Source organism: Rhodococcus sp. IEGM 1372 (assembly GCF_030056835.1).
Classification (GTDB): domain Bacteria; phylum Actinomycetota; class Actinomycetes; order Mycobacteriales; family Mycobacteriaceae; genus Rhodococcoides.
Map to the genome: position 1 here is coordinate 186,542 of NZ_JASHKS010000004.1, position 21,853 is coordinate 208,394.

General features: G+C 66.6%; 1 protein-coding gene. It reads left to right on the forward strand.

Annotated elements, in window-relative coordinates:
* Nucleotides 1-7 precede the first annotated feature (7 nt).
* Nucleotides 8-21,760, forward strand: a complete 21,753-nt coding sequence (locus QM590_RS07285; protein WP_269594372.1) for a non-ribosomal peptide synthase/polyketide synthase — start codon at nt 8-10, stop codon at nt 21,758-21,760.
* Nucleotides 21,761-21,853 lie beyond the last annotated feature (93 nt).

Here is a 21,853-nt window from a genome sequence, read left to right on the forward strand (position 1 = left end):
AAGGTAGATGGCGGTAGGACGTCGAAGCGCTGCAGCTCTGACGGTCGAGGACCTTCCGCGCTTGGTTCGGAGCGTCGCAGCGGTCGAACCCGACCGCGTAGCTCTCACGCACCTCGGTACGGAACTGACCTACGCCCGCCTGGACGAGGAGATTACCACCCTCGATGCGGCCATGGGGGGCGTCCTCGGCCCCGACGCGCTGGTCCCGGTCGTGCTGTCCAACACGCTTGCAGGCCTCATCGAGGCCACCGAGGGTGGTCTGGACGCGGTCGTATCCACCGTGGTCGCGGATGCCGTGTCGGTTCTCGGCGACGACGAGTCGACGTCGAGCTCCGCCCATCCCGAAGCCGCCACGCTGTACGCGCTGTTCGCCGATCAGGCCGAGCGCACCCCGGACGCACCTGCCCTCGTCTTCGGCGACGACACGCGAACCTACGCCGAGTTCGCCGCCTCGGTGGAGCGTCTGGCCCGCGTGCTGATCGCACGGGGAGTCGGCCCCGATTCAGCGGTGGGACTGTCGATCCGCCGATCGTTCGATCTGCTGGTGGGTATGTACGCCGTCTCCGCAGCAGGCGGAGCCTACGTGCCGTTGGACCCGGATCACCCGGTCGACCGACTCGGCTACGTTCTCGACATCGCGACACCTGTCCTGGTCCTGACGACCACGAACGACCTACCGCAGTTGCCAGAGGGGACCGCCACCGTTCTCGTCGACGAGCTCGACCTGACCGACGTGCCGGAAGGCCGGATCACCGATGCGGATCGGCTCTCCGCCCTGACCGAGGACGATCTCGCCTACGTCATCTTCACCTCCGGTTCGACGGGACGTCCGAAGGGTGTGGCGGTGAGCCACCGGGCCATCGTCGCCAACATCTCCTGGCGTCAGCGGGAGTACTCGATGAGTGCTGCCGACGTCGTGTTGCAGAAGACTCCGTTCACGTTCGACGTATCGGTGTGGGAGTTCTTCTGGCCGTTGCAGATCGGTGCCACGCTCGTGATCGCCGAGCCCGAGGGCCACCGCGACCCCGCCTACCTCGCCCGCGTCATCGGCGAGCGCGGCGTGAGCGTGACGCACTTCGTGCCCTCCATGCTCTCGGTGTACGTCGCCGAACCCACTGCTGCGCAAGCCGATTCGCTTCGGATGGTGTTCGCCTCCGGCGAGGCTCTCCCGGCGCGCACCGTCAACGCGTTCCACGAGATCTCGAACGCGGAACTGCACAACCTGTACGGTCCCACCGAAGCGGCCGTCGACGTCACGTACTACCGGACCCAGCAGGTGGAAGAAGCCTCGGTTCCCATCGGCGCTGCCGTCGACGACACCGATCTGTACGTGCTCGACGAAGGACTGCGGCGATCGCCCCGTGGAGTCGAGGGCGAGCTCTATCTGGCGGGCGTGCAGCTCGCTCGCGGATACCTCGGACGCACCGACCTGACAGCCGATCGGTTCGTGGCCGACCCGTTCGGTGAGCCGGGTGACCGCATGTACCGCACCGGCGACCTGGTGCGTCGACGCGGCGACGGCCTCATCGAATACATCGGGCGCACCGACTTACAGGTCAAGCTGCGCGGCCTGCGTATCGAGCTGGGCGAAATCGAATCGGCCCTGCTCGGCGAGCCTGAGGTGACCCAGGCGGCTGTACTGCTTCATTCGTCGGAGCAGTCGGAACAACAGCTCGTCGGCTACGTCGTCAGTACCGATCCCGATCTGGACCACGACGGCCTCGCGGACGCGGTGAGACGCCGCATGCCCGAGTACATGGTGCCGTCGGTGTTCGTCGTCCTGGACGAGTTTCCGCTGAACGCCAGCGGAAAGCTCGACCGAAAAGCGTTGCCCGCGCCCGATTTCGCGTCCCTGGCGCGGGAATACCGCGCACCGAGCACGGAGACCGAGTCGGCATTGGTCGCGATCTTCGAGACCGTGCTCGGCCTCGACCGTATCGGCGTCGACGACGACTTCTTCGCACTCGGCGGCAACTCGCTCAACGCCACCCGCGTGATCGCGCGGGTCAACGCCGAGCTGGGCACTGCGGTGGATGTGCGGTCGTTCTTCGACGCACCGACCGTCGCCGAACTGGCCGCCGCAGTCGACGCCGCGGGCTCGACGCACGCGCGACCGGCGTTGGTTGCGCAGCAGCGGCCCGAACGTGTGCCGCTGTCGCTTGCCCAACAACGGATGTGGTTCCTCAACCGATTCGAGCCGGACTCGGCTGTCAACAACATCCCGGTCGCCATCGCGTTGAGTGGAGAACTCGACTTCACGGCCCTGCAGTCGGCCTTGGTCGACGTGTTGGATCGGCACGAGTCACTGCGGACGGTCTACCCCGACCACGACGGTGTCGGCTTCCAGCGAGTACTCGAATCCGATTCGGTGACAGTGGAACTGGAGCGAGCGACGGCAACCGAGGCCGACGTGCCCGCCGTGCTGCTCGAGTTCGCACTCAGGCCCTTCGATCTGGCGATACAGCTGCCGTTCCGCGCAGTGCTTCTCGAGACGTCCGAGACCGAGCACGTGCTCGCGTTCGTGGTACACCACATCGCGGCCGACGGATTCTCGATGGGGCCGCTGACCCGCGACGTGGTGGCGGCCTACGTTGCCCGCACCAACGGGCAGGAACCACAATGGACTCCGCTCGAGGTGCAGTACGCCGACTTCACGCTGTGGCAGAGGGCCGTCCTCGGTAGCGAGGACGATCCGGATTCGCTGATCTCGGCGCAGGAGAACTACTGGCGGCACCAACTCGGCGGCGCACCCGACCAGTTGGAGCTACCCACCGATCGTCCACGCCCGGCGGTCGCCACGACCAACGGCGGTACACACACGTTCGAGATCGACGCCGAACTCGTCCGCGAGCTGGAGAAGCTCGGAAGAGACCACAACGCAACGACGTTCATGGTCGTGCACGCCGCACTGGCCGTGCTGTTGGCCAAGCTCGCGGCCGCCGACGACATCAGTATCGGTACGCCGGTCGCCGGTCGTGGTGATGCGGCCCTCGACGACGTCGTCGGGATGTTCGTCAACACACTGGTGCTGCGCACCGAAGTCGATCCACGGACGTCGTTCGACGATCTGCTCCGCGAGACGCGGGAGGTGGACCTCGCCGCGTTCTCGCACGCCGAGGTGCCGTTCGAGCGTCTGGTGGACGTGTTGGCCCCGGTGCGCTCGCAGGCACGGCACCCGCTGTTCCAGGTGATGTTGACGTTCCAGAACCTGGACCGAACCTCGGTGGAACTCCCCGGCTTGACCATCGCGGCGGTCGACTACGAGGCAGACCTGGCGAAGTTCGATCTGCAGGTGACGCTGTGGGATTCGGCTCCGGCCGGCTCCGAGCCCGCGGGCCTGACCGTCGCCCTGACCTATGCCGCGGACCTCTTCGAGAAATCGACGATGGCCCGATTCGGAGAACGGTTCGTTCGTGTTCTTCGTGCGGTCACCGCAGCGCCCGCCGCAGCAGTCGGCGAGATCGACCTGCTCGACTCGGTCGAGCGCACGTCGGTGCTGGCGTTCGGCTCGGGGCCGGCGCACGAGATCCCCGGCGGGACAACATTGGTGGGGCAGTTCGACGCTCGCGTCGAGCAGACCCCCGACGCTCAGGCCCTGGTGTTCGAGGACGTGCGGTTGACGTACGCGGAGCTCGACGCGCGCGCGAATCGCCTTGCGCGATACCTGTTGTCCGTGGGTGTCGGAACCGATTCGACGGTCGGCCTCGCGGTCGGTCGCAGTATCGAGTTGCTCGTCGGTATGTACGCGATCGTCAAGGCCGGTGCCGCCTACGTACCCATCGACCCGGGTCAGCCGTCGGAGCGCAACGAGTACATCGTGAGCACGGCCTCGCCGGTACGGGTGCTCTCGAGCACTCGAGACCACGTCGAGTTCCCGGGTGTGGAGACGGTGGACATCGACACCGTGGACGTGTCGGAATTCTCGTCGGCACCGGTGACCGATGCGGAGCGGACGGCACCGCTGCGGGCAGAGAACCTCGCATACGTCATCTTCACCTCGGGTTCGACGGGTCGCCCGAAGGGCGTCGGCGTATCGCACGCGGCGATCGTCAACCGCTTGTCGTGGATGCAGCACGAGTATCCGCTCGCTTTGCAGGACGTGGTGTTGCAGAAGACGCCTGCGACGTTCGACGTGTCGGTGTGGGAGTTCTTCTGGGCGTTCCAGGTCGGCGCATCGGTGGTCGTCGCGGTTCCCGAGGGTCATCGGGACCCGTCGTACCTGCTCGATGTCATTGCACGCGAACATGTTTCGGTGGTGCACTTCGTGCCGTCGATGATGTCGGTGTTCGCACCCGAGGCACAGCGCAGGCCGGAGGCGGGAGAGTCGCTGCGTACGGTGTTCGCCTCGGGGGAGGCACTTGCGCCCGCTACTGCACATTCGTTGCGCCGCGCGCTCCCACAGGTGTCGGTGCACAACCTGTACGGCCCGACCGAAGCTGCCGTCGACGTGACCTATCACGCGGTCTCCGACGCGGACACCGCGGTCGTGCCGATCGGCTCACCGGTGTGGAACACCGATGTGCGCGTTCTCGACTCGTCGCTGCGGCCGGTTCCGGTCGGGGTGTCGGGAGAGCTCTACCTCTCGGGTGTCCAGCTCGCCAGGGGATACGTGAGCCGACCCGATCTGACCGCGGATCGCTTCGTCGCCGATCCGTTCGCAGTCGACGGTGCGCGGATGTACCGGACCGGCGACGTGGTGCGGTGGCTGCCCACCGGTGAACTGGAGTACGTGGGCCGGTCCGACTTCCAGGTGAAGTTGCGTGGCCTGCGTATCGAACTCGGCGAAATCGAATCGGCTCTGTTGGATCTGTCCGAGATCGCTCAGGCCGTGGTGCTCGTGCGACGAGAGCAACTGGTCGCCTACGTCGTCCCCACCGATGGCCCGGTCGATGCGGACCGGATACGCACCGCGCTACGTGGACGTCTGGCCGAGTACATGGTGCCGTCCACCGTGGTGGAACTGACCGAGTTTCCGCTCGGCGGAAGCGGCAAGCTCGATCGAAAAGCACTGCCCGATCCGGAATTCGAGGCGACGCCCTACCGAGGACCGAGCAATCCGGTCGAAGAGATCGTCGCGATGGTGTTCGGAGCCGTGCTCGGACTCGACCGAGTCGGTGTGGACGACGACTTCTTCGCGCTCGGCGGCAACTCGCTCGTCGCAACTCAGGTCGCCGCGCGACTCGGTGCCGAACTCGGTACCACGGTGCCCGTCCGAACGATGTTCGAGGCAGGCACGGTGGCAGCCCTGGCTGCTGCGTTGGAAAGCCACGTCGGCCACGGAGCATCCGCGCCTCTGGTGGCGCAGGAACGCCCCGAACGAATTCCGCTCTCTCTCGCCCAGCAGCGGATGTGGTTCCTCAACCGATTCGAGCCCGAATCGGCGGTCAACAACATCCCCGTGGCGATCCGGCTCACCGGAGCACTCGACACCGCGGCCCTGAACGCGGCGGTCGTCGACGTTCTCGACCGGCACGAAGCGCTGCGGACCGTCTACCCGAGTGTGGACGGAGCGGGACACCAGGTGATCCTGCCTGCCGAATCGGTGGCACCGGACCTGACGCCCACCGCACCGTCCGCCGACGGTGCGGTTGCCGACCTGATCGCTTTCGCCTCCGAAGGATTCGACGTCACCCAGTCGATTCCTTTGCGCGCCAGATTGTTCCGGGTCACCGACGACGAGTACGTGCTGGTCGTCGTGGTTCACCACATCAGCGCGGACGGGTGGTCCATGGGGCCGCTGACCCGCGACGTGATGACGGCTTACCTCGCTCGTGTGGCCGGCGACGCTCCGCAGTGGACGCCGCTGTCGGTTCAGTACGCCGACTTCGCGCTGTGGCAGCGCGCCGTGCTCGGCGACGACGCGGATCCGAGCAGCCTGATGGCAGCACAGGCGAACTACTGGCGTTCGGCCCTGGCGGACCTGCCCAGTGAGCTGACCCTGCCGTACGACCGACCGCGTCCTGCGGTCCAGTCGTACTCGGGCGGGCGATTCCAGTTCGACATCGACGCGGATCTGCGCGCCTCGCTCGACGATCTTGCCCGGTCGACCGGAACCACCCTGTTCATGGTGCTCCACGGTGCGCTCGCGCTGTTCCTGGCTCGCATGTCCACCTCGGACGACGTCGCGGTTGGTACCGCCGTCGCAGGCCGCGGCGAGGCCGTCCTGGACGACGTGATCGGTATGTTCGTCAACACCCTGGTGCTCCGCACCTCGGTCGATCGAAGCAAGGGATTCACCGACCTCCTCGGCCACGTTCGGGACGTCGACCTCGATGCGTTCGCACACGCGGACATCCCCTTCGAGCGGCTCGTCGATCTGCTCGAACCCGAGCGCACGACAGCCAGGCATCCGCTGTTCCAGGTGGCGATCGCGTTCGAGAACCTGCCACCGAGCGAATTCCAGCTACCCGGTCTGACGGTCTCGGCGGTCGACGTCGAGGTCGACACCGCCAAGTTCGACCTGTCGTTGACGCTGCACGAGAAGTCCGACGGCACCGGTCTGTCCGCCGGTTTCCTCTACGCGCGAGACCTGTTCGACGAGAACACGATCGAGGTGTTCTCGCGACGTTTCCGTTGGTTGCTCGACGCGATCGTAGCGACACCGAACACCCCGGTGGGCGATCTGTCCATCCTCTACGACGACGAGTACGACCGGCTCACCCACGTCCACGGCGACGACGTGTTGGCAGGCGGCACTCTGGCCGAGATCTTCGCTGCCGGAGCCGCACTCGACCCGTCGGCGACCGCGATACGCTACGAGGGCCGCTCGATCTCGTACGCCGAACTCGATGCGACGTCCTCGCAGCTCGCCCGGGTGCTCATCGAGCGCGGGGCCGGACCCGAATCCGTTGTGGCGCTGGGATTCCAGCGCTCCTACTTCATGGTGCTCGCGGTCTGGGCAGTGGCCAAATCCGGGGCTGCGCACCTACCCGTCGACCCGACGTACCCGCAGGATCGCATCGCTCACATGGTCTCGGACTCCGCGGCCGTACTCGGCCTGACCACCCGGGCGCACTCGGATCGGCTCGCCGGCGGACAACAGGATCCGGTCTGGCTGAGCGTCGACGACGAGGAGTTCGTGGCCGAGGTCCGCACCCGCTCTGCCGAGCCGGTCACCGACGCCGACCGCCTGCGACCCGTCACGTTCCAGAACCCGGCCTACGTCATCTACACCTCGGGCTCGACGGGCAAGCCGAAGGGTGTTGTCGTCACGCACGCCGGGCTCGGCGGTGTACTCGACGCAGCAACCGACCTGTACCACCTGAAACCGGCCTCGAAGTTCCTGCACGTCTGCTCGCCCAACTTCGACCCTTCGGTCCTGGAGTGGATGGCGGCGTTCTCCGTCGGCGCGACGTTGGTGGTCGTGCCGGCATCGATTCTCGGCGGCACAGAGTTGTCCGATCTACTGCAGTCCGAGCAGGTCACCCACGCCATCATCACGCCGGCCGTGCTGGGGACCATGGACCCGCATGGGATCGATTCGCTCGAAGTCCTTTCGGTCGGCGGAGACGTGACCACTCCCGAATTGCTCGCCCGGTGGGCGGGGGACCGGAAGTACTTCAACGGGTACGGACCGACCGAGACGACGATCATCTCCAGCTTCGCCGAGTTGACGCCGGGCGAGCCGATCACCATCGGTCGACCGATTCACGGGATGTCCGTGCTCATCCTCGATTCCCGACTCGAACCGGTTCCGACCGGTGTCGCGGGTGACCTCTATCTGTCGGGTGGTGCGCTCGCTCGCGGCTATCTCGGTAGGCCCGGTCTGTCGTCCGAGCGCTTCGTGGCCAACCCGTACGGCATCGACGGCGCACGGATGTACCGCACCGGCGACGTCGTGCGATGGACCGACGACCTACAGCTGCAGTTCGTCGGACGCACCGACTTCCAGGTCAAGGTGCGCGGCTTCCGTATCGAGCTCGGCGAGATCGATTCCGCGCTCACCGCCGTTCCCGAGGTCGACTTCGCCGTCACCGTCGGTCACGAACTGCCGTCGGGCGTCACGACCCTCGTGTCGTACGTTCTGCCGACGCGCGGTTCCGTCGTCGACGTCGACGAGTTGACCGCGTTCGTCGGAAAATCACTGCCGGCCTACATGATTCCGTCGTCGATCATCGTGCTCGACACCGTTCCGCTGACCCCTGTCGGCAAGTTGGATCGCGCCGCACTTCCCGCACCGGTGTTCGAGGCCCGTGAATTCCGAGCACCCACCACCGCGGTCGAGGAGATCGTCGCCGGAGTGTTCGCCGACGTCCTGCACATCGATCGAGTGGGACTGGACGACGACTTCTTCGCCCTCGGCGGTAATTCGTTGATCGCCACCCAGGTGGTCTCGCGACTCGGCGCGGCCCTGGACACCGTCGTGCCGGTGCGCGCGCTGTTCGAGAGCTCGACCGTCGCCGCGCTGGTGGCGCACGTGGAGAGCGCTGTCGGTTCGGGCGGTCGAGCTGCACTCGTGGCCGGTCCGCGTCCCGAGCGCCCGCCGCTCTCGCCGGCGCAGCAGCGGTACTGGTTCCTCAACCAGTTCGACACGACGTCGTCGGTGGACAACATTCCGTTCGCCGTGCGGTTGTCCGGCGAGCTCGACGTCGCTGCGCTGCAGTCGGCGGTACGCGACGTCGTCGAACGTCACGAGTCTCTTCGTACCCGGTACCCGGACTCGGCACAGGGCCCGTTCCAGCAGGTGCTCCCGGCGTCCGACGTGCGGATGGACCTCGCCGTCCGCGACGTGGCCGGTGCGAATGTCGTTGCGGCAGTCACGGAGTTCTTCGGACGCGGCTTCGATGTCACCGTCGAGGTGCCGGTCGACGCGCGTGTGTTCCGCGTCGGTGAGAACGAGCATGTCTTGGCCTTCGTCGTACACCACGTGTCGGCCGACGGCGCGTCGATGGGCCCGCTGGCCGTCGACGTCATGACCGCGTACACCGCGAGATCTGCAGGGTCGGTGCCGGATTGGGAGCCGCTCGACGTGCAGTACGTCGACTTCGCGTTGTGGCAGCGAACCGTCCTCGGTTCCGAATCGGATCCCGATTCTGTTGCAGCGCAGCAGGTGTCGTTCTGGAAAGATGCGCTCGCCGAGCTGCCGGATCAACTGGTACTGCCTACCGATCGCCCGCGCCCGCCTGCGCAGAGTTTCCGCGGCGACGCCGTGCGGTTCACCGTCGACGCCGACACGCACGCCGCTCTCGCCGAACTCGGACGTACCGAGCAGGCATCGTTGTTCATGGTGGTGCACTCGGCATTCGCGGTGCTGCTCGCGCGCCTGTCCGGTTCCGAGGACATCGCCGTCGGAACGCCCATCGCCGGCCGTGGCGAGCGGGCTCTCGATTCGATGATCGGGATGTTCGTCAACACTCTCGTTTTCCGATCGACCGTCGAATCGTCGATGACCTTCCGCCAGTTGCTCGCCCAGGCCCGCGAGCGGGACCTGGCCGCGTTCGCGCACTCCGACGTTCCGTTCGAGCGTCTCGTGGAGGTGCTGAACCCGGTGCGGTCCACGGCGCGCAACCCTCTGTTCCAGGTGGGCCTGTCCTTCCAGAACCTCGCCGAGTCGACGTTCGAGCTGCCGGGTCTGACGGTGAGCGCCGTCGAGGCGGATGCTGTGACTGCGAAAACCGATCTGCAACTGTCGATCTCGGATCGCTACGACCAGGACGGCTCGCCTGCGGAACTGTCGGCCGAATTCAGTTACGCCACCGACCTTTTCGATCGCACCACGATCGAAGCGTTCGCTGACCGGTTCGTGCGCCTCCTCGCCGCCGTGGCCGAGGACCCCTCGGCCGTCATCGGCGATCTTGCTCTGCTCTCGCCCGAGGAGTGCACCCGGATCGTGCGCACGTGGAACGACACCGATCACGATGTCGATGCGTCGCAGACCCTGGTATCGCTGTTCGATCGACAGGTGCAGGCGCAGCCCGACGCCATCGCGGTGGTCCATGCGGGAGAATCGCTGTCGTACGCCGAGTTCGATCGTCGAATCAACCGGTTGGCTCGCGTCCTGATCGGTGCCGGCGTCGGCCCGCAGGTGACGGTTGCTCTGGCGATCAGGCGCTCGGTGGATCTGCTCGTGGCGATGTACGCCGTCGCGAAGGCAGGCGGGGCGTACGTACCCATCGACCCGGATCAGCCGGCGGACCGCAACGCCTACATTCTCGAGGTAGCCGCTCCCGCTCTGGTTCTGAGCACGTCGCGTGACGATGTCGACGTCGAGTCGATTCCGGTTCTGCTGGTCGACACCGATCCTCGACTGCTGGGTGCCGAGGTCTCGGACGCGCCCGTCACCGACAGCGAGCGCACCTCGCCGCTGCGGCCTGCGAACACCGCGTACGTCATCTTCACGTCCGGATCCACCGGTCGCCCCAAGGGCGTCGCGGTCGGTCACGCTGCCATCGTCAACCAGCTGCTGTGGCAGAGCGCCCATTACGGGCTGGGCAACACGGACCGGGTGCTGCTCAAGACCGCCGCCACCTTCGATCTGTCCGTGTGGGAGTTCTGGGTCGCCACCGTCTCCGGTGGTGCGATCGTGGTCGCCGACGCCGAGGGCCACCGCGATCCCGCCTATCTCGTCGATCTGATGGACCGGGAATCGGTGACGACACTGCACACCGTGCCGTCCGTGCTAGACGCATTGATCACGGCGTCGGCGGGAGTCCTACCCCGGCATCTGAGCCGTATCCTGGCGATCGGCGAGGCGCTGCCGGTCGCGACGGCCGAGCGCGCTCTGCGCAGTTCTGCTGCGCGGCTGGACAACTTGTACGGACCGACCGAGGCAGCGGTGTCGGTGACCGCGCATCGGGTGTCGACCGTCGACGGCACCACTGTTCCCATCGGTGGCCCGGAGTGGAATACCCGTGTCTACGTGCTGGACTCGCGTCTGGCTCCCGTTCCGGTCGGCGTCGCCGGCGAGCTCTACCTCGCGGGTGCGCAGCTGGCCGACGGTTACTTCGCGCGGCCGGATCTGAGCGCCGAGCGTTTCGTTGCGGACCCGTTCACCCCCGGTGGCCGCCTGTACCGCACCGGTGACCTCGTGTCCTGGCGCGCCGACGGCGAACTGGAGTACGTCGGCCGTACCGACTTCCAGGTGAAGATTCGCGGTTTCCGTATCGAACTCGGCGACATCGACGCCGCTCTCGGATCGCTCGACGAGATTCGTGACGTCGCCGTGATCGCTCTCGAGGACACGGGGTCGGGCGCACGGCTCGTGGCCTACGTCGTGCCCACAGTCGGTGCCACGGTGGATGCCGACACGTTGCGCACAGCCCTGTTCGGCCTGCTGCCGTCGTACATGGTTCCGTCGGCTTTCGTGATTCTCGATGCGTTGCCCCGCAACGCGAACGGGAAGCTGGATCGACAGGCGCTTCCCGAACCGCAGTTCGAGACAGCCGAGTTCCGCGCACCGACCAATCCGGTGGAAGAGGCCGTCGCGGCGGTCTTCGCCGAGGTGCTCTCGGTGGAGCGGGTCGGTCTGGACGACGACTTCTTCGCACTCGGCGGTAACTCGTTGATCGCCACCCAGGTGGTCTCCCGGCTGGGAGCGGCGCTCGATACACAGGTGCCGGTTCGCTCGATCTTCGAGTCTCCCACGGTGCAGTCGCTCGCACGCGCCATCGAGTCCGAGGTGGGTACCGGTGCACGCCGGGCACTGACGGCTCGAACACGACCGGACACGGTGCCGCTGTCGATGGCCCAGCAGCGCATGTGGTTCCTGAGCCAGTTCGATCCGACGTCCGCCGTGAACAACATCCCGGTCGCAATTCGGTTGTCCGGCAGCGTCGATGTCGATGCACTCGTCAGCGCCGTGCACGACGTGCTGGCGCGCCACGAAATTCTGCGCACCGTGTACCCGGAGGTCGACGGGCGAGGCCAGCAGGTTGTGCTCGGTACCGCGGAGGCCGGCGTGACGGTTGTCGTCGACGACGTGGACGAAAGTTCGATCGAGCAGTCCCTGCGCGACTTCGTGTCCACGGGATTCGATGTGACCCGAGCGGTCCCGGTGCGAATCCGGATCCTGCGGGTGAGCGAGACCGAGCACGTACTGGCATTCGTCGCCCACCACATCGCCGCGGACGGGTTCTCGATGGGACCGCTCACGCGCGACGTCATGGTGGCTTACACCGCCCGTGCCGCGGGGGAGAGTCCACAGTGGGCACCACTTCCGGTGCAGTACGCGGACTACGCCCTGTGGCAACGCGAGGTACTCGGTTCCGAGGACGACCCCGATTCGCCGTTGGCGAAGCAGCTCGCCTACTGGACGGCGGCTCTGGCCGGTGCCCCGGCGCAGCTCGATCTCGCGACCGACCGGCCGCGCCTGGCGGTGGCGTCGTATCGCGGTGCGGCATACAACTTCTCGATCGACTCGACCCTGCAGTCGAACATCGCTCGGGCCGCCCGAGCCGGAAACGCCACGAACTTCATGGTGGTGCACACCGCGCTCGCGGTGCTCCTCGGCGCGATGGCGGGAACCGACGACGTGACGATCGGAACCCCGGTCGCCGGCCGCGGTGACGCGGATCTCGACGAACTCGTCGGCATGTTCGTCAACACGCTCGCCCTCCGTACCGCGATGAACCCCGCGGCAACGTTGCGCGAGCAACTCGCCGCGGTTCGTGAGGCCGACCTGGGTGCCTTCGGGCACGCCGACGTGCCGTTCGAGCGGCTGGTCGACGAGCTGGCCCCGGACCGCTCTCAGGCTCGTCACCCGATTTTCCAGGTCATGTTGACGTTCCAGAACCTGAACCGTCAGACGTTGGCCCTGCCCGGGCTGAGCGTCGAGGGAATCGATCTCGGCAGCGCGTTCGCAAAGTTCGACCTGCAGGTGACGCTGTGGGAGAACGTCGACCGATCCGGCGCTCCAGCCGGCATCGACGTCCAATTCGACTACGCCACCGATCTTTTCGACGAGTCCAGCATGGCGTCTCTCGGGCGGCGGCTCGTTCGGGTTCTGCACGCGCTCACCGACGCACCGGACGCAGTCGTCGGCGACATCGACATCCTCGAGGAGGGCGAACGTACCCGCGTCCTCGAGGAATGGAACGCCACCGCACACGAGGTGGATCCCGGCGCAACTCTGGTGTCGCTGTTCGAGGCCCGAGTTGCGGCGTCACCGGACAACATCGCCACGAGCTTCGCCGACGACCGAGTGACCTACCGCGAATTCGCCGAGCGGGTCAATGCGCTCGCGCGCCTGCTCATCGCCGAGGGGGTCGGCCCGGAAACCGTGGTGGCAACGGCCATGCGCCGCTCGATCGACATGCTCACGGGTATCTACGCCGTGCTCGCCGCCGGTGGTGCCTACGTCCCGGTAGACCCGGATCTTCCGGCCGAACGAATCGGCTACATTCTGGACACGGCGGCACCGGTGGTACTGCTCACGACCGAGCACGACGGCACATCTCTCGTGACCGACGCCGCCAGGATTCTGGTCGACACCGTCGACACGACAGGCCTGTCCACGGCACCGGTGACCGATGCCGAGCGAACCGCGCCGCTGCGACCGGCGGACACCGCGTACGTCATCTTCACCTCCGGCTCCACCGGTCGCCCCAAAGGCGTTGCGGTCAGCCACGAGGCCATCGTCAACCGTCTGCTGTGGATGCAGGACGAATACCGTCTCACCGAGCAGGACAAGGTGTTGCAGAAGACGCCGGTCACGTTCGACGTATCGGTCTGGGAACTGTTCTGGCCGTTGCAGATCGGAGCCGAACTCGTCATCGCCGTGCCCGACGGCCACCGAGATCCGGCATACCTGGTGAGCACCGTCGCCGAACGCGGCATCACGGTCGCGCACTTCGTCCCGTCGCTGTTGGCCGTGTTCGCCGCCGCGGACGGTGTCTCGAACTGCAGCGGCCTGCGTGCGGTCTTCGCATCGGGCGAGGCACTGCCTGCATCGGTTGCCTCGGCGCTTCGCGCTGCACTGCCTGCCACCGAACTGCACAACCTGTACGGACCGACCGAGGCCGCAGTCGACGTCACCTACCACCGCGTCGTGCCGACCGACATCGCGTCGGTCCCCATCGGTGCTCCGGTCTGGAACACCCGAGTCACCGTGCTCGATGCACGCCTGCACCCGGTTCCGGTCGGGGTACCCGGGGAGCTGTATCTCGCCGGGCGGCAACTGGCCCGCGGATACCTCGGCCGTCCGGACCTCACCGCCGACCGGTTCGTCGCCGACCCGCACGGCAGTGCCGGCTCGCGAATGTATCGCACCGGAGACCTGGTTCGCTGGAACGCAGGCGGCGAGCTCGAGTACCTCGGCCGCACCGACTTCCAGGTCAAACTCCGAGGCCTACGGATCGAGCTCGGCGAAATCGAAGCCGCGTTGACCGCAGATCCGTCGGTCGACCAAGCCGTGGTTCTCGTGCGCAGGACGCCGTCGGCAGGTGAACTACTGGTCGGGTACGTCGTTCCTGTCGCCGGGGAGACGATCGACACCGCAGCGGTCACCACCTCGGTTGCTACCCTGGTTCCGGAGTACATGGTGCCGGCCGGGCTCGTCGTGCTCGATGCCCTCCCACTCGGGCCGAACGGCAAGCTGGACCGCAGAGCACTACCCGAACCGGAATTCGGTAGCGATGCCGAATTCCGTACGGCGACAACCGATACCGAACGCGTCATTGCCGAGGTCTTCGCAGACGTCCTCGGCCTCGACACCGTGGGCGTCGACGATTCGTTCTTCGCGCTCGGCGGCGACAGCATCGTCTCCATTCAGTTGGTCTCTCGCACCAAAGCGAGAGGAATCCAGTTCGGCCCACGAGATGTGTTCGAGCGCAAGACCGTTGCCGGGCTGGCCGAGGTGGCTGTCATCGTCGGTGAGGGCAGTGACGCGGCCGTGCTCGAGGAACTCGACGGCGGCGGCGTCGGCTGGATGCCGCTACCCCCGTTCGGTGTGGCGATGATCGAGCGCGGCGGAGGCTGGTCGCGCTTCCATCAGGCCGTCACACTGGAGCTGCCGCTCGGTATCGACCGAGCCGGGATTCTCGCCACGGTCACTGCAGTGGTCGATCGACACGACGTGCTGCGCTCGACCCTGGTGCACGACGACCGGGGCTGGGGTCTCGATGTTGCGGGCAGCGGTGCCGTCGATGTGGATGCGTTGCTCGTCCGGACCGATACCGATTCGGCTGCAACAGTATTCGACGATGCAGTCGGAACGCTCGACCCCACGGCCGGGCGCATGCTCGCACTCGTCTGGGTCGATCGAGGACCCGACGAAGCGGGCACGCTGACCGTCGCCGCGCACCACCTCGTGATCGACGGAGTCTCGTGGCGAATTCTGGTCCCCGATTTCGTCTCCGCCTGGGCTCAGGTGTCCGGGGGAGTGGACCCGAGCCTGCCCGAGGTCGGAACCTCGATGCGGCGTTGGACCCATGCTCTGGTCGACGCGGCAGCGAGTGAAGCGCGGCTGGCCGAGTTGCCGCTGTGGCGCTCGATCGCCGACACCGAGGATCCCGTGCTGGGCGACCGTCCCTTCGATCCCGCGGTCGACGTCGTCGCGACGCTCGAACGGGTCAACATCGAACTGGCACCCGACGTCACGCGCACCTTGCTGACCACCGTTCCGGAGATCTTCCGCGGCGGTGTGGGCGACGGGTTGTTGGCCGGACTCGCTCTGGCCGTCACGAGACTGCGGTCCGAGCGCGGCGTCACCGCACCGGCGACACTGGTGCAGCTCGAAGGCCACGGCCGCGAGGAAGCGGTGGTTCCCGGAGCCGATCTGGGACGCACCGTCGGCTGGCTGACCAGCCTGTTCCCCGCCCGCCTCGACCTGACCGGAATCGACGTCGACGCTGCGTTCGCGGGCGGACCGCAGCTCGGCGACGCCGTCAAGGCCGTCAAGGAACAGATGCTGGCGCTGCCCGATCGAGGCATGGGCTGGGGACTGCTCCGTTACCTGAACTCCGAGACAGCTGCGGAACTGGCGGAACTCGGGACCGGACAGATCAGCTTCAACTACCTGGGTCGCGTCGACACCGGCGAGGTCCCGGACGAGATGAAGTCGCTCGGCTGGTTGCCTGCCGCCCACGGTGAGCTCTCCGCGCCCGGTGACGCCGACATGGCCGCGAACAAGACGATCGACATCAACGCGATCGTGCTCGACACCGATGAGGGCGGGGTCCTGAGCGCGAGCTTCGCATTCCCCACCGAAGCCGTGTCCGCGGACACGGTCGAACGTCTCGCCGGGCTGTGGTCCGATGCGTTGTCGGCACTGGCCACGTACTCCGAGGCACCCGGCTCGGGTGGCTTGACCCCGTCCGACGTTCCGCTCGTGCGGCTCTCACAGCCCGACATCTCGTCGTTCGAGGCGCGGTACCCGGAGCTGACGGACATCTGGTCGCTGTCGCCGCTGCAGCAGGGATTGCTCTTTCACGCACTGTTCGCGGACGCGTCGATCGACGTCTACACGATGCAGGTCGTGCTCGACCTGGCCGGCGAGGTGGACGCCGAACGGCTGCACCGCGCCGCGCAGACACTGCTGGATCGGTACGAGAATCTGCGTACCTCGTTCACCGCGACCGCGGACGGCGAGACTGTGCAGATCGTCCAGCAGAACGTTCGTCTGCCCTGGAACACCCTCGATCTGTCTCATCTCGACGGGCTCGAACGCGACGCTGCCGTCGCCGACGCACTGGCCGCGGATCAGCGACGGCACTTCGACGTGTCCACGGCACCCCTGCTGCGGTTCCTGCTCGTCAGGATCACGCCGACCACGTACAAGCTCGCGATGACCAATCATCACGTGTTGCTCGACGGATGGTCGTTGCCGCTGGTGATGAAGGAACTGCTGTACCTGTACGCGGCGCAGAGCTCCACGGCGTCGATGCCTCGCGTGCGGTCGTACCGCTCGTATCTGGCGTGGCTCGATCGACAGGATCCGGCCGTATCGCTGAGCGCGTGGACCCGGGCACTGGACGGTGTCGAGGAACCGACCTTCGTCGCTCAGCCGAGCGTCGGACGAGAAATCTCGTCCAGATCGGCCGAGGCGGAGAAGTCGGTCGATGTCGACACGACAGCGGCGCTGGTAGCGCTCGGTGGCCGGCTCGGCGTCACCGTCAACACGCTGGTGCAAGCGGCGTACGGACTGTTGATCGCGCACCTCACCGGCCGCACCGATGTCGTGTTCGGTGCCACGGTCTCCGGTCGTCCGGCTGCTCTTCCCGGCGTCGAGTCGATGATCGGGCTGTTCATCAACACCATCCCGGTGCGGGTTCGATTCGATCCCGCCGACACGGTGGAGAACTACCTGGTCCGGATCCAGGGCGAACAAGCCGATCTTCTCGACCACCACCACGTGGGACTGGTCGATATCCAGCGGGCGATCGGCGTCGGAAATCTGTTCGACACCCTGACCATTTTCGAGTCCTACCCGGTGGACGAAGCACAACTGACGCAACAGGCCGCGGCCATCGACGGCATGACCGTCGAGGGCGTGAGCTCCAACGACAACACCCACTATCCGCTGACGTTGTTGGTCGTTGCCGAGGATCGAATCTCGTTCACGCTCAAGTACATCAGCGATCTGTTCGACGCTGCGTACATCGACTCCATTCTGTCCCGGCTGGTCGGAGTTCTCGAGACCTTCGTCTCCGACACCACTGCGGCGGTCGGCGATATCGATCTGCTCGGCTCGGCAGAACGAACTCGAGTGATCGAGACGTGGAACGACACCGCACACGAGGTCGACGCAGGCGTCATGCTGACCGGGCAGTTCCGGGCGCGAGTGGCCGCGAACCCGGATGCTCCGGCAGTCGTGTTCGAGGACGCGAGCGTCACGTATGTGGAGTTCTCGGACCGAGTGAATTGCCTCGCACGACACCTGGTGTCTCTCGGTGTGGGCCCGCAGTCGCTTGTCGCACTCGGGATGCGGCGCGGAATCGACCTCATGGTCGGCATGTACGCCGTCCTCGAAGCCGGTGGTGCCTATGTGCCCATCGATCCGGACCACCCCGCGGATCGCATCGAGTACATCCTCGACACAGCCGAGCCGGTGGTTGTGCTCTCCACCAGTCACGATCGGGAAGGTCTACCGGAGCGTTTCCCGATTCTCGAACTCGACACCGTCGATCTCACCGGGTACCCGAACGGTGCCTTGACCGACGCAGATCGACTGGCACCGGTGCGTCCTGGAAACACCGCCTACGTCATCTTCACCTCGGGCTCGACGGGACGCCCCAAGGGCGTGGCGGTGTCGCACCGTGCCGTCGTCAACGAGATGGCCTGGATGGTGCACCAGTACTCGCTCGACGAGAACGACGTCTACTTGCAGAAGACCGCCACGACATTCGACGTGTCGCTGTGGGGGTTCTTCCTGCCGCTCTGGGTCGGTGCAACGGTCGTTCTGGCGACTCCGGACGGCCACCGCGATCCCGCGTACGTCGCCGATCGGATCGCTCGGCACAAGGTGACCGTCACCGATTTCGTACCGGCGATGCTCACGGTGTTCGCCGCGTACGCCACCGAGGACCAGTGCCGTTCGCTTAGGCATGTGTTCGTGGTCGGTGAAGCGCTTCCGCCGGAAACGGTGACCGACTTCCGTGCGATCACCTCTGCTGGGATCCACAACCTGTACGGACCCACCGAAGCTGCTGTGACAGTGACGTTCTGGGAGACCGAGCCGGAAGATGTATCGACGGTTCCGATCGGTGCGCCGGAATGGAACACCCAGGCCTACGTCCTCGACGGCAGGCTGCATCCAGTGGCCGCAGGGACCGCGGGTGAGCTGTATCTGGCGGGTACCCAGCTCGCCGACGGATATCTCGGCCGCGTCGACCTGACGATGGACCGCTTTGTCGCGAACCCGTTCTCGGCTGCCGGCGAGCGCATGTATCGCACCGGAGACCTCGTCCGATGGCGGCCGGGCCCCGACGCTGTGGGGGTACTCGAGTACATCGGGCGCACCGACTTCCAGGTCAAGTTCCGTGGCCAGCGGATCGAGCTCGGTGAGATCGAGACCGCGCTGTTGGCCCATCCCGACGTCAACCAGGCCACGGCCGTGGTGGCGACCACCGGTGCCGGCGACCAGCTCGTCGGATACGTGGTGCCTGCACCGGGCAGCACACTGGACCCGGCCGAGGTACGCACCTTCGTCGGCGGCGCGCTGCCGAAGTACATGGTGCCGGCGACGGTGATGGTGCTCGCCGAATTCCCTCTGAACACCAGCGGCAAGCTGGACCGAAAAGCACTGCCGGAGCCGGTGTTCGAGGTTCGCGAGTTCCGTACTCCGGCAACGCCGGTCGAGGAGATCGTGGCGGAGATCTACGCCGAGCTGCTCGGCGTCCAGCGTGTCGGATCGGACGACGACTTCTTCGATCTCGGTGGTAACTCGCTGATCGCCACGCGAGTGGCGGCACGGGTGTCGGCGGCGCTCGGCAAGAAGGTCGGTGTCCGAGACCTGTTCGAGGCGTCGACCGTTGCCGCGCTCGCAGCTCGTGCCGAGTCGCGTATCGACGACGCGAACGATGTGCCGCTGCGCCGCCGACCGGCCGGACAGACCGTGCCGTTGTCGCTCGCGCAACAGCGCATGTGGGTACTCAACCGACTCGACCCCGAGTCCGGGGCCTACAACATGCCGCTGGCGCTCCGTCTGCGAGGCGAGCTGGATGTCGCGGCACTGCAGACCGCCGTGTCCAGCACCGTGGAACGCCACGAGGCACTGCGCACGCGCTACCCGGAAGATGCGAACGGTTCGCCGTATCAGGAGTTCGTCGACGCCGGATCGGTCGTACCCGATCTGACTCCGATCGACGCGACCGACGACTCCGACACCGCCGAACGGATTCGCGCACTCGTCTACCAGGGTTTCGACGTCACCGTCGCACCCCCGGTCCGGGGAGCACTGTTCCGGTTCGGTCCGGACGAGTACGTCTTCGTCATCGTGATGCACCACATCAGCGGAGACGGCGCATCGATGGCACCACTGGCCCGTGACGTCATGACCGCGTACCTCGCTGCCGCGTCGGGAACCGACTACACGCCCGAACCGCTGACGGTGCAGTACGCGGACTTCGCGGTCTGGCAGCGGCAGGTGCTGGGCTCGGACAGCGACCCCACGTCGATTCTGTCGCAGCAGTTGGCCTTCTGGGCGGACGAGCTCAGCGGGATCACCCCGGTCGTGTCGTTGCCGTGGGATCGGCCGCGCACGGCTACCGCCAACCTGCGCGGAGCCAGTGTGAGTGTCGAGCTGGACGAGTCGGTACACACCGGGCTCGCGGCGATCGCGCGCGAGAACAACGCGACTCTGTTCATGGTGTTGCACGCGGTACTCGGGGTGCTGTTGTCGCGGATGAGTGGCTCCCGCAGCTTCGCCGTCGGCACGCCTATCGCCGGCCGCGGGCACGAGGCGCTCGACGAACTGGTCGGCATGTTCGTCAACACGCTGGCGCTGCGCACGGACGTGGACCCGGACGCGACGTTCGCAGAGCTGCTGACCGCCCTCCGCGAGACCGACCTGCGGGCCTTCGCGAATTCGGACGTGCCGTTCGAGCGGGTCGTCGACACCATCGCACCGGACCGGAACGCCGGGTACACCCCGCTGTTCCAGACGGTTCTGTCGGTGGAGCCCCACGGCGAGGCGCGGTTCGAATTGCCGAACCTGGTGGTCGAACCCGTCAGCGGCTTCGAGCCGACGGCGAAATTCGACCTGCAGGTCACGGTGGAGACCCAACACGCCGACGGGAACAGCGGCACCGGAACCCTGAACGTCGAATGGGTGTACGCCGCCGACCTGTTCGACGAGTCCACGGTCGCCTCCTTGGCGGAACGATTCGCTCGTATCGCCGGTGCGGTAGCGGCAACACCAGCTGTCGTCGTCGGCGACATCGACGTGCTCGACGCCGCCGAGCGGGCCGCACTGACCGAGACCCCGCAGACCGCCGACTCCCCTGCGGCACCGGTCCGGTCGGACCTGACCTTGCCGCAGGTACTCACCTCGGCGGTGGACGCAGATCCCGATGCGCCCGCGTTGTCGTCGGACGGAGTCGAGACCACCTATCGTCAGCTCGACGAGCAGTCGTCGAGGATGGCTCGGGTACTGATCGAGCGTGGCGTCCGGCCCGGAGTCGTGGTCGGCGTCTCCGTCACCGGCGACGTCGCGGCCGTCGTGACGCGGTGGGCGGTGGCCAAGGCAGGCGGAGCTGTGGCACCGATCACCACTTCGAACTCCTCCGACGTTCTGGAGCGGGCAGGCGCATCCGTCCTCGTTCTGGACGGTGACGATGCGCCGAGCTCGGCCGGGCCCGCCACGACCGTCCACCTCGGACAACCGGACGTGGTCGACGCCATTGCCGCGAGTTCTGCGCGGCCGGTGACGTATTCGGACCGAACGGCGGTTCTGGGACCCGACAGCCCAGCGTTGGTCTCGGTCGACGACGACACCGTGATCGACCACGGAACACTCGCCGCACTGGCGACGAGCGCAGTGACGGAGTGGGCAGTGGCGTTCGATTCACGGCTGGCCGTTCCCACCCGGTTCGATTCCGCTGCAGCAGTTCTGGCCGGCGTGGTCGCCGTGACGGCAGGTGCAGCTCTGGTGACCGACCGGGCGGAGTCCGCCGAAGACGCCGCAGACATCGTGTCCGCAGAATGGGTGACCCATGCGTTCCTCGCCGCAGCAGACATCGCCGCGGTCGATCGACTGCAACCCGAGGACATCGAGGACCTCGTTGCGATCGTGTCGGTCGACGGTGACGGTGACGGTGTTGAGATGAGCGGTGTCGACATTCCGGTGCATCGTCTGCCCGGGTCGATGGGAACCGCCGACCGATAGGGTGAAGCGAACTGCAACGCTCGCCGCGTCGCGGACGATGAACGGTCGGATCGGCCGACGCGTCGTCCACGACCGAGCGCGGGGCAACACTGG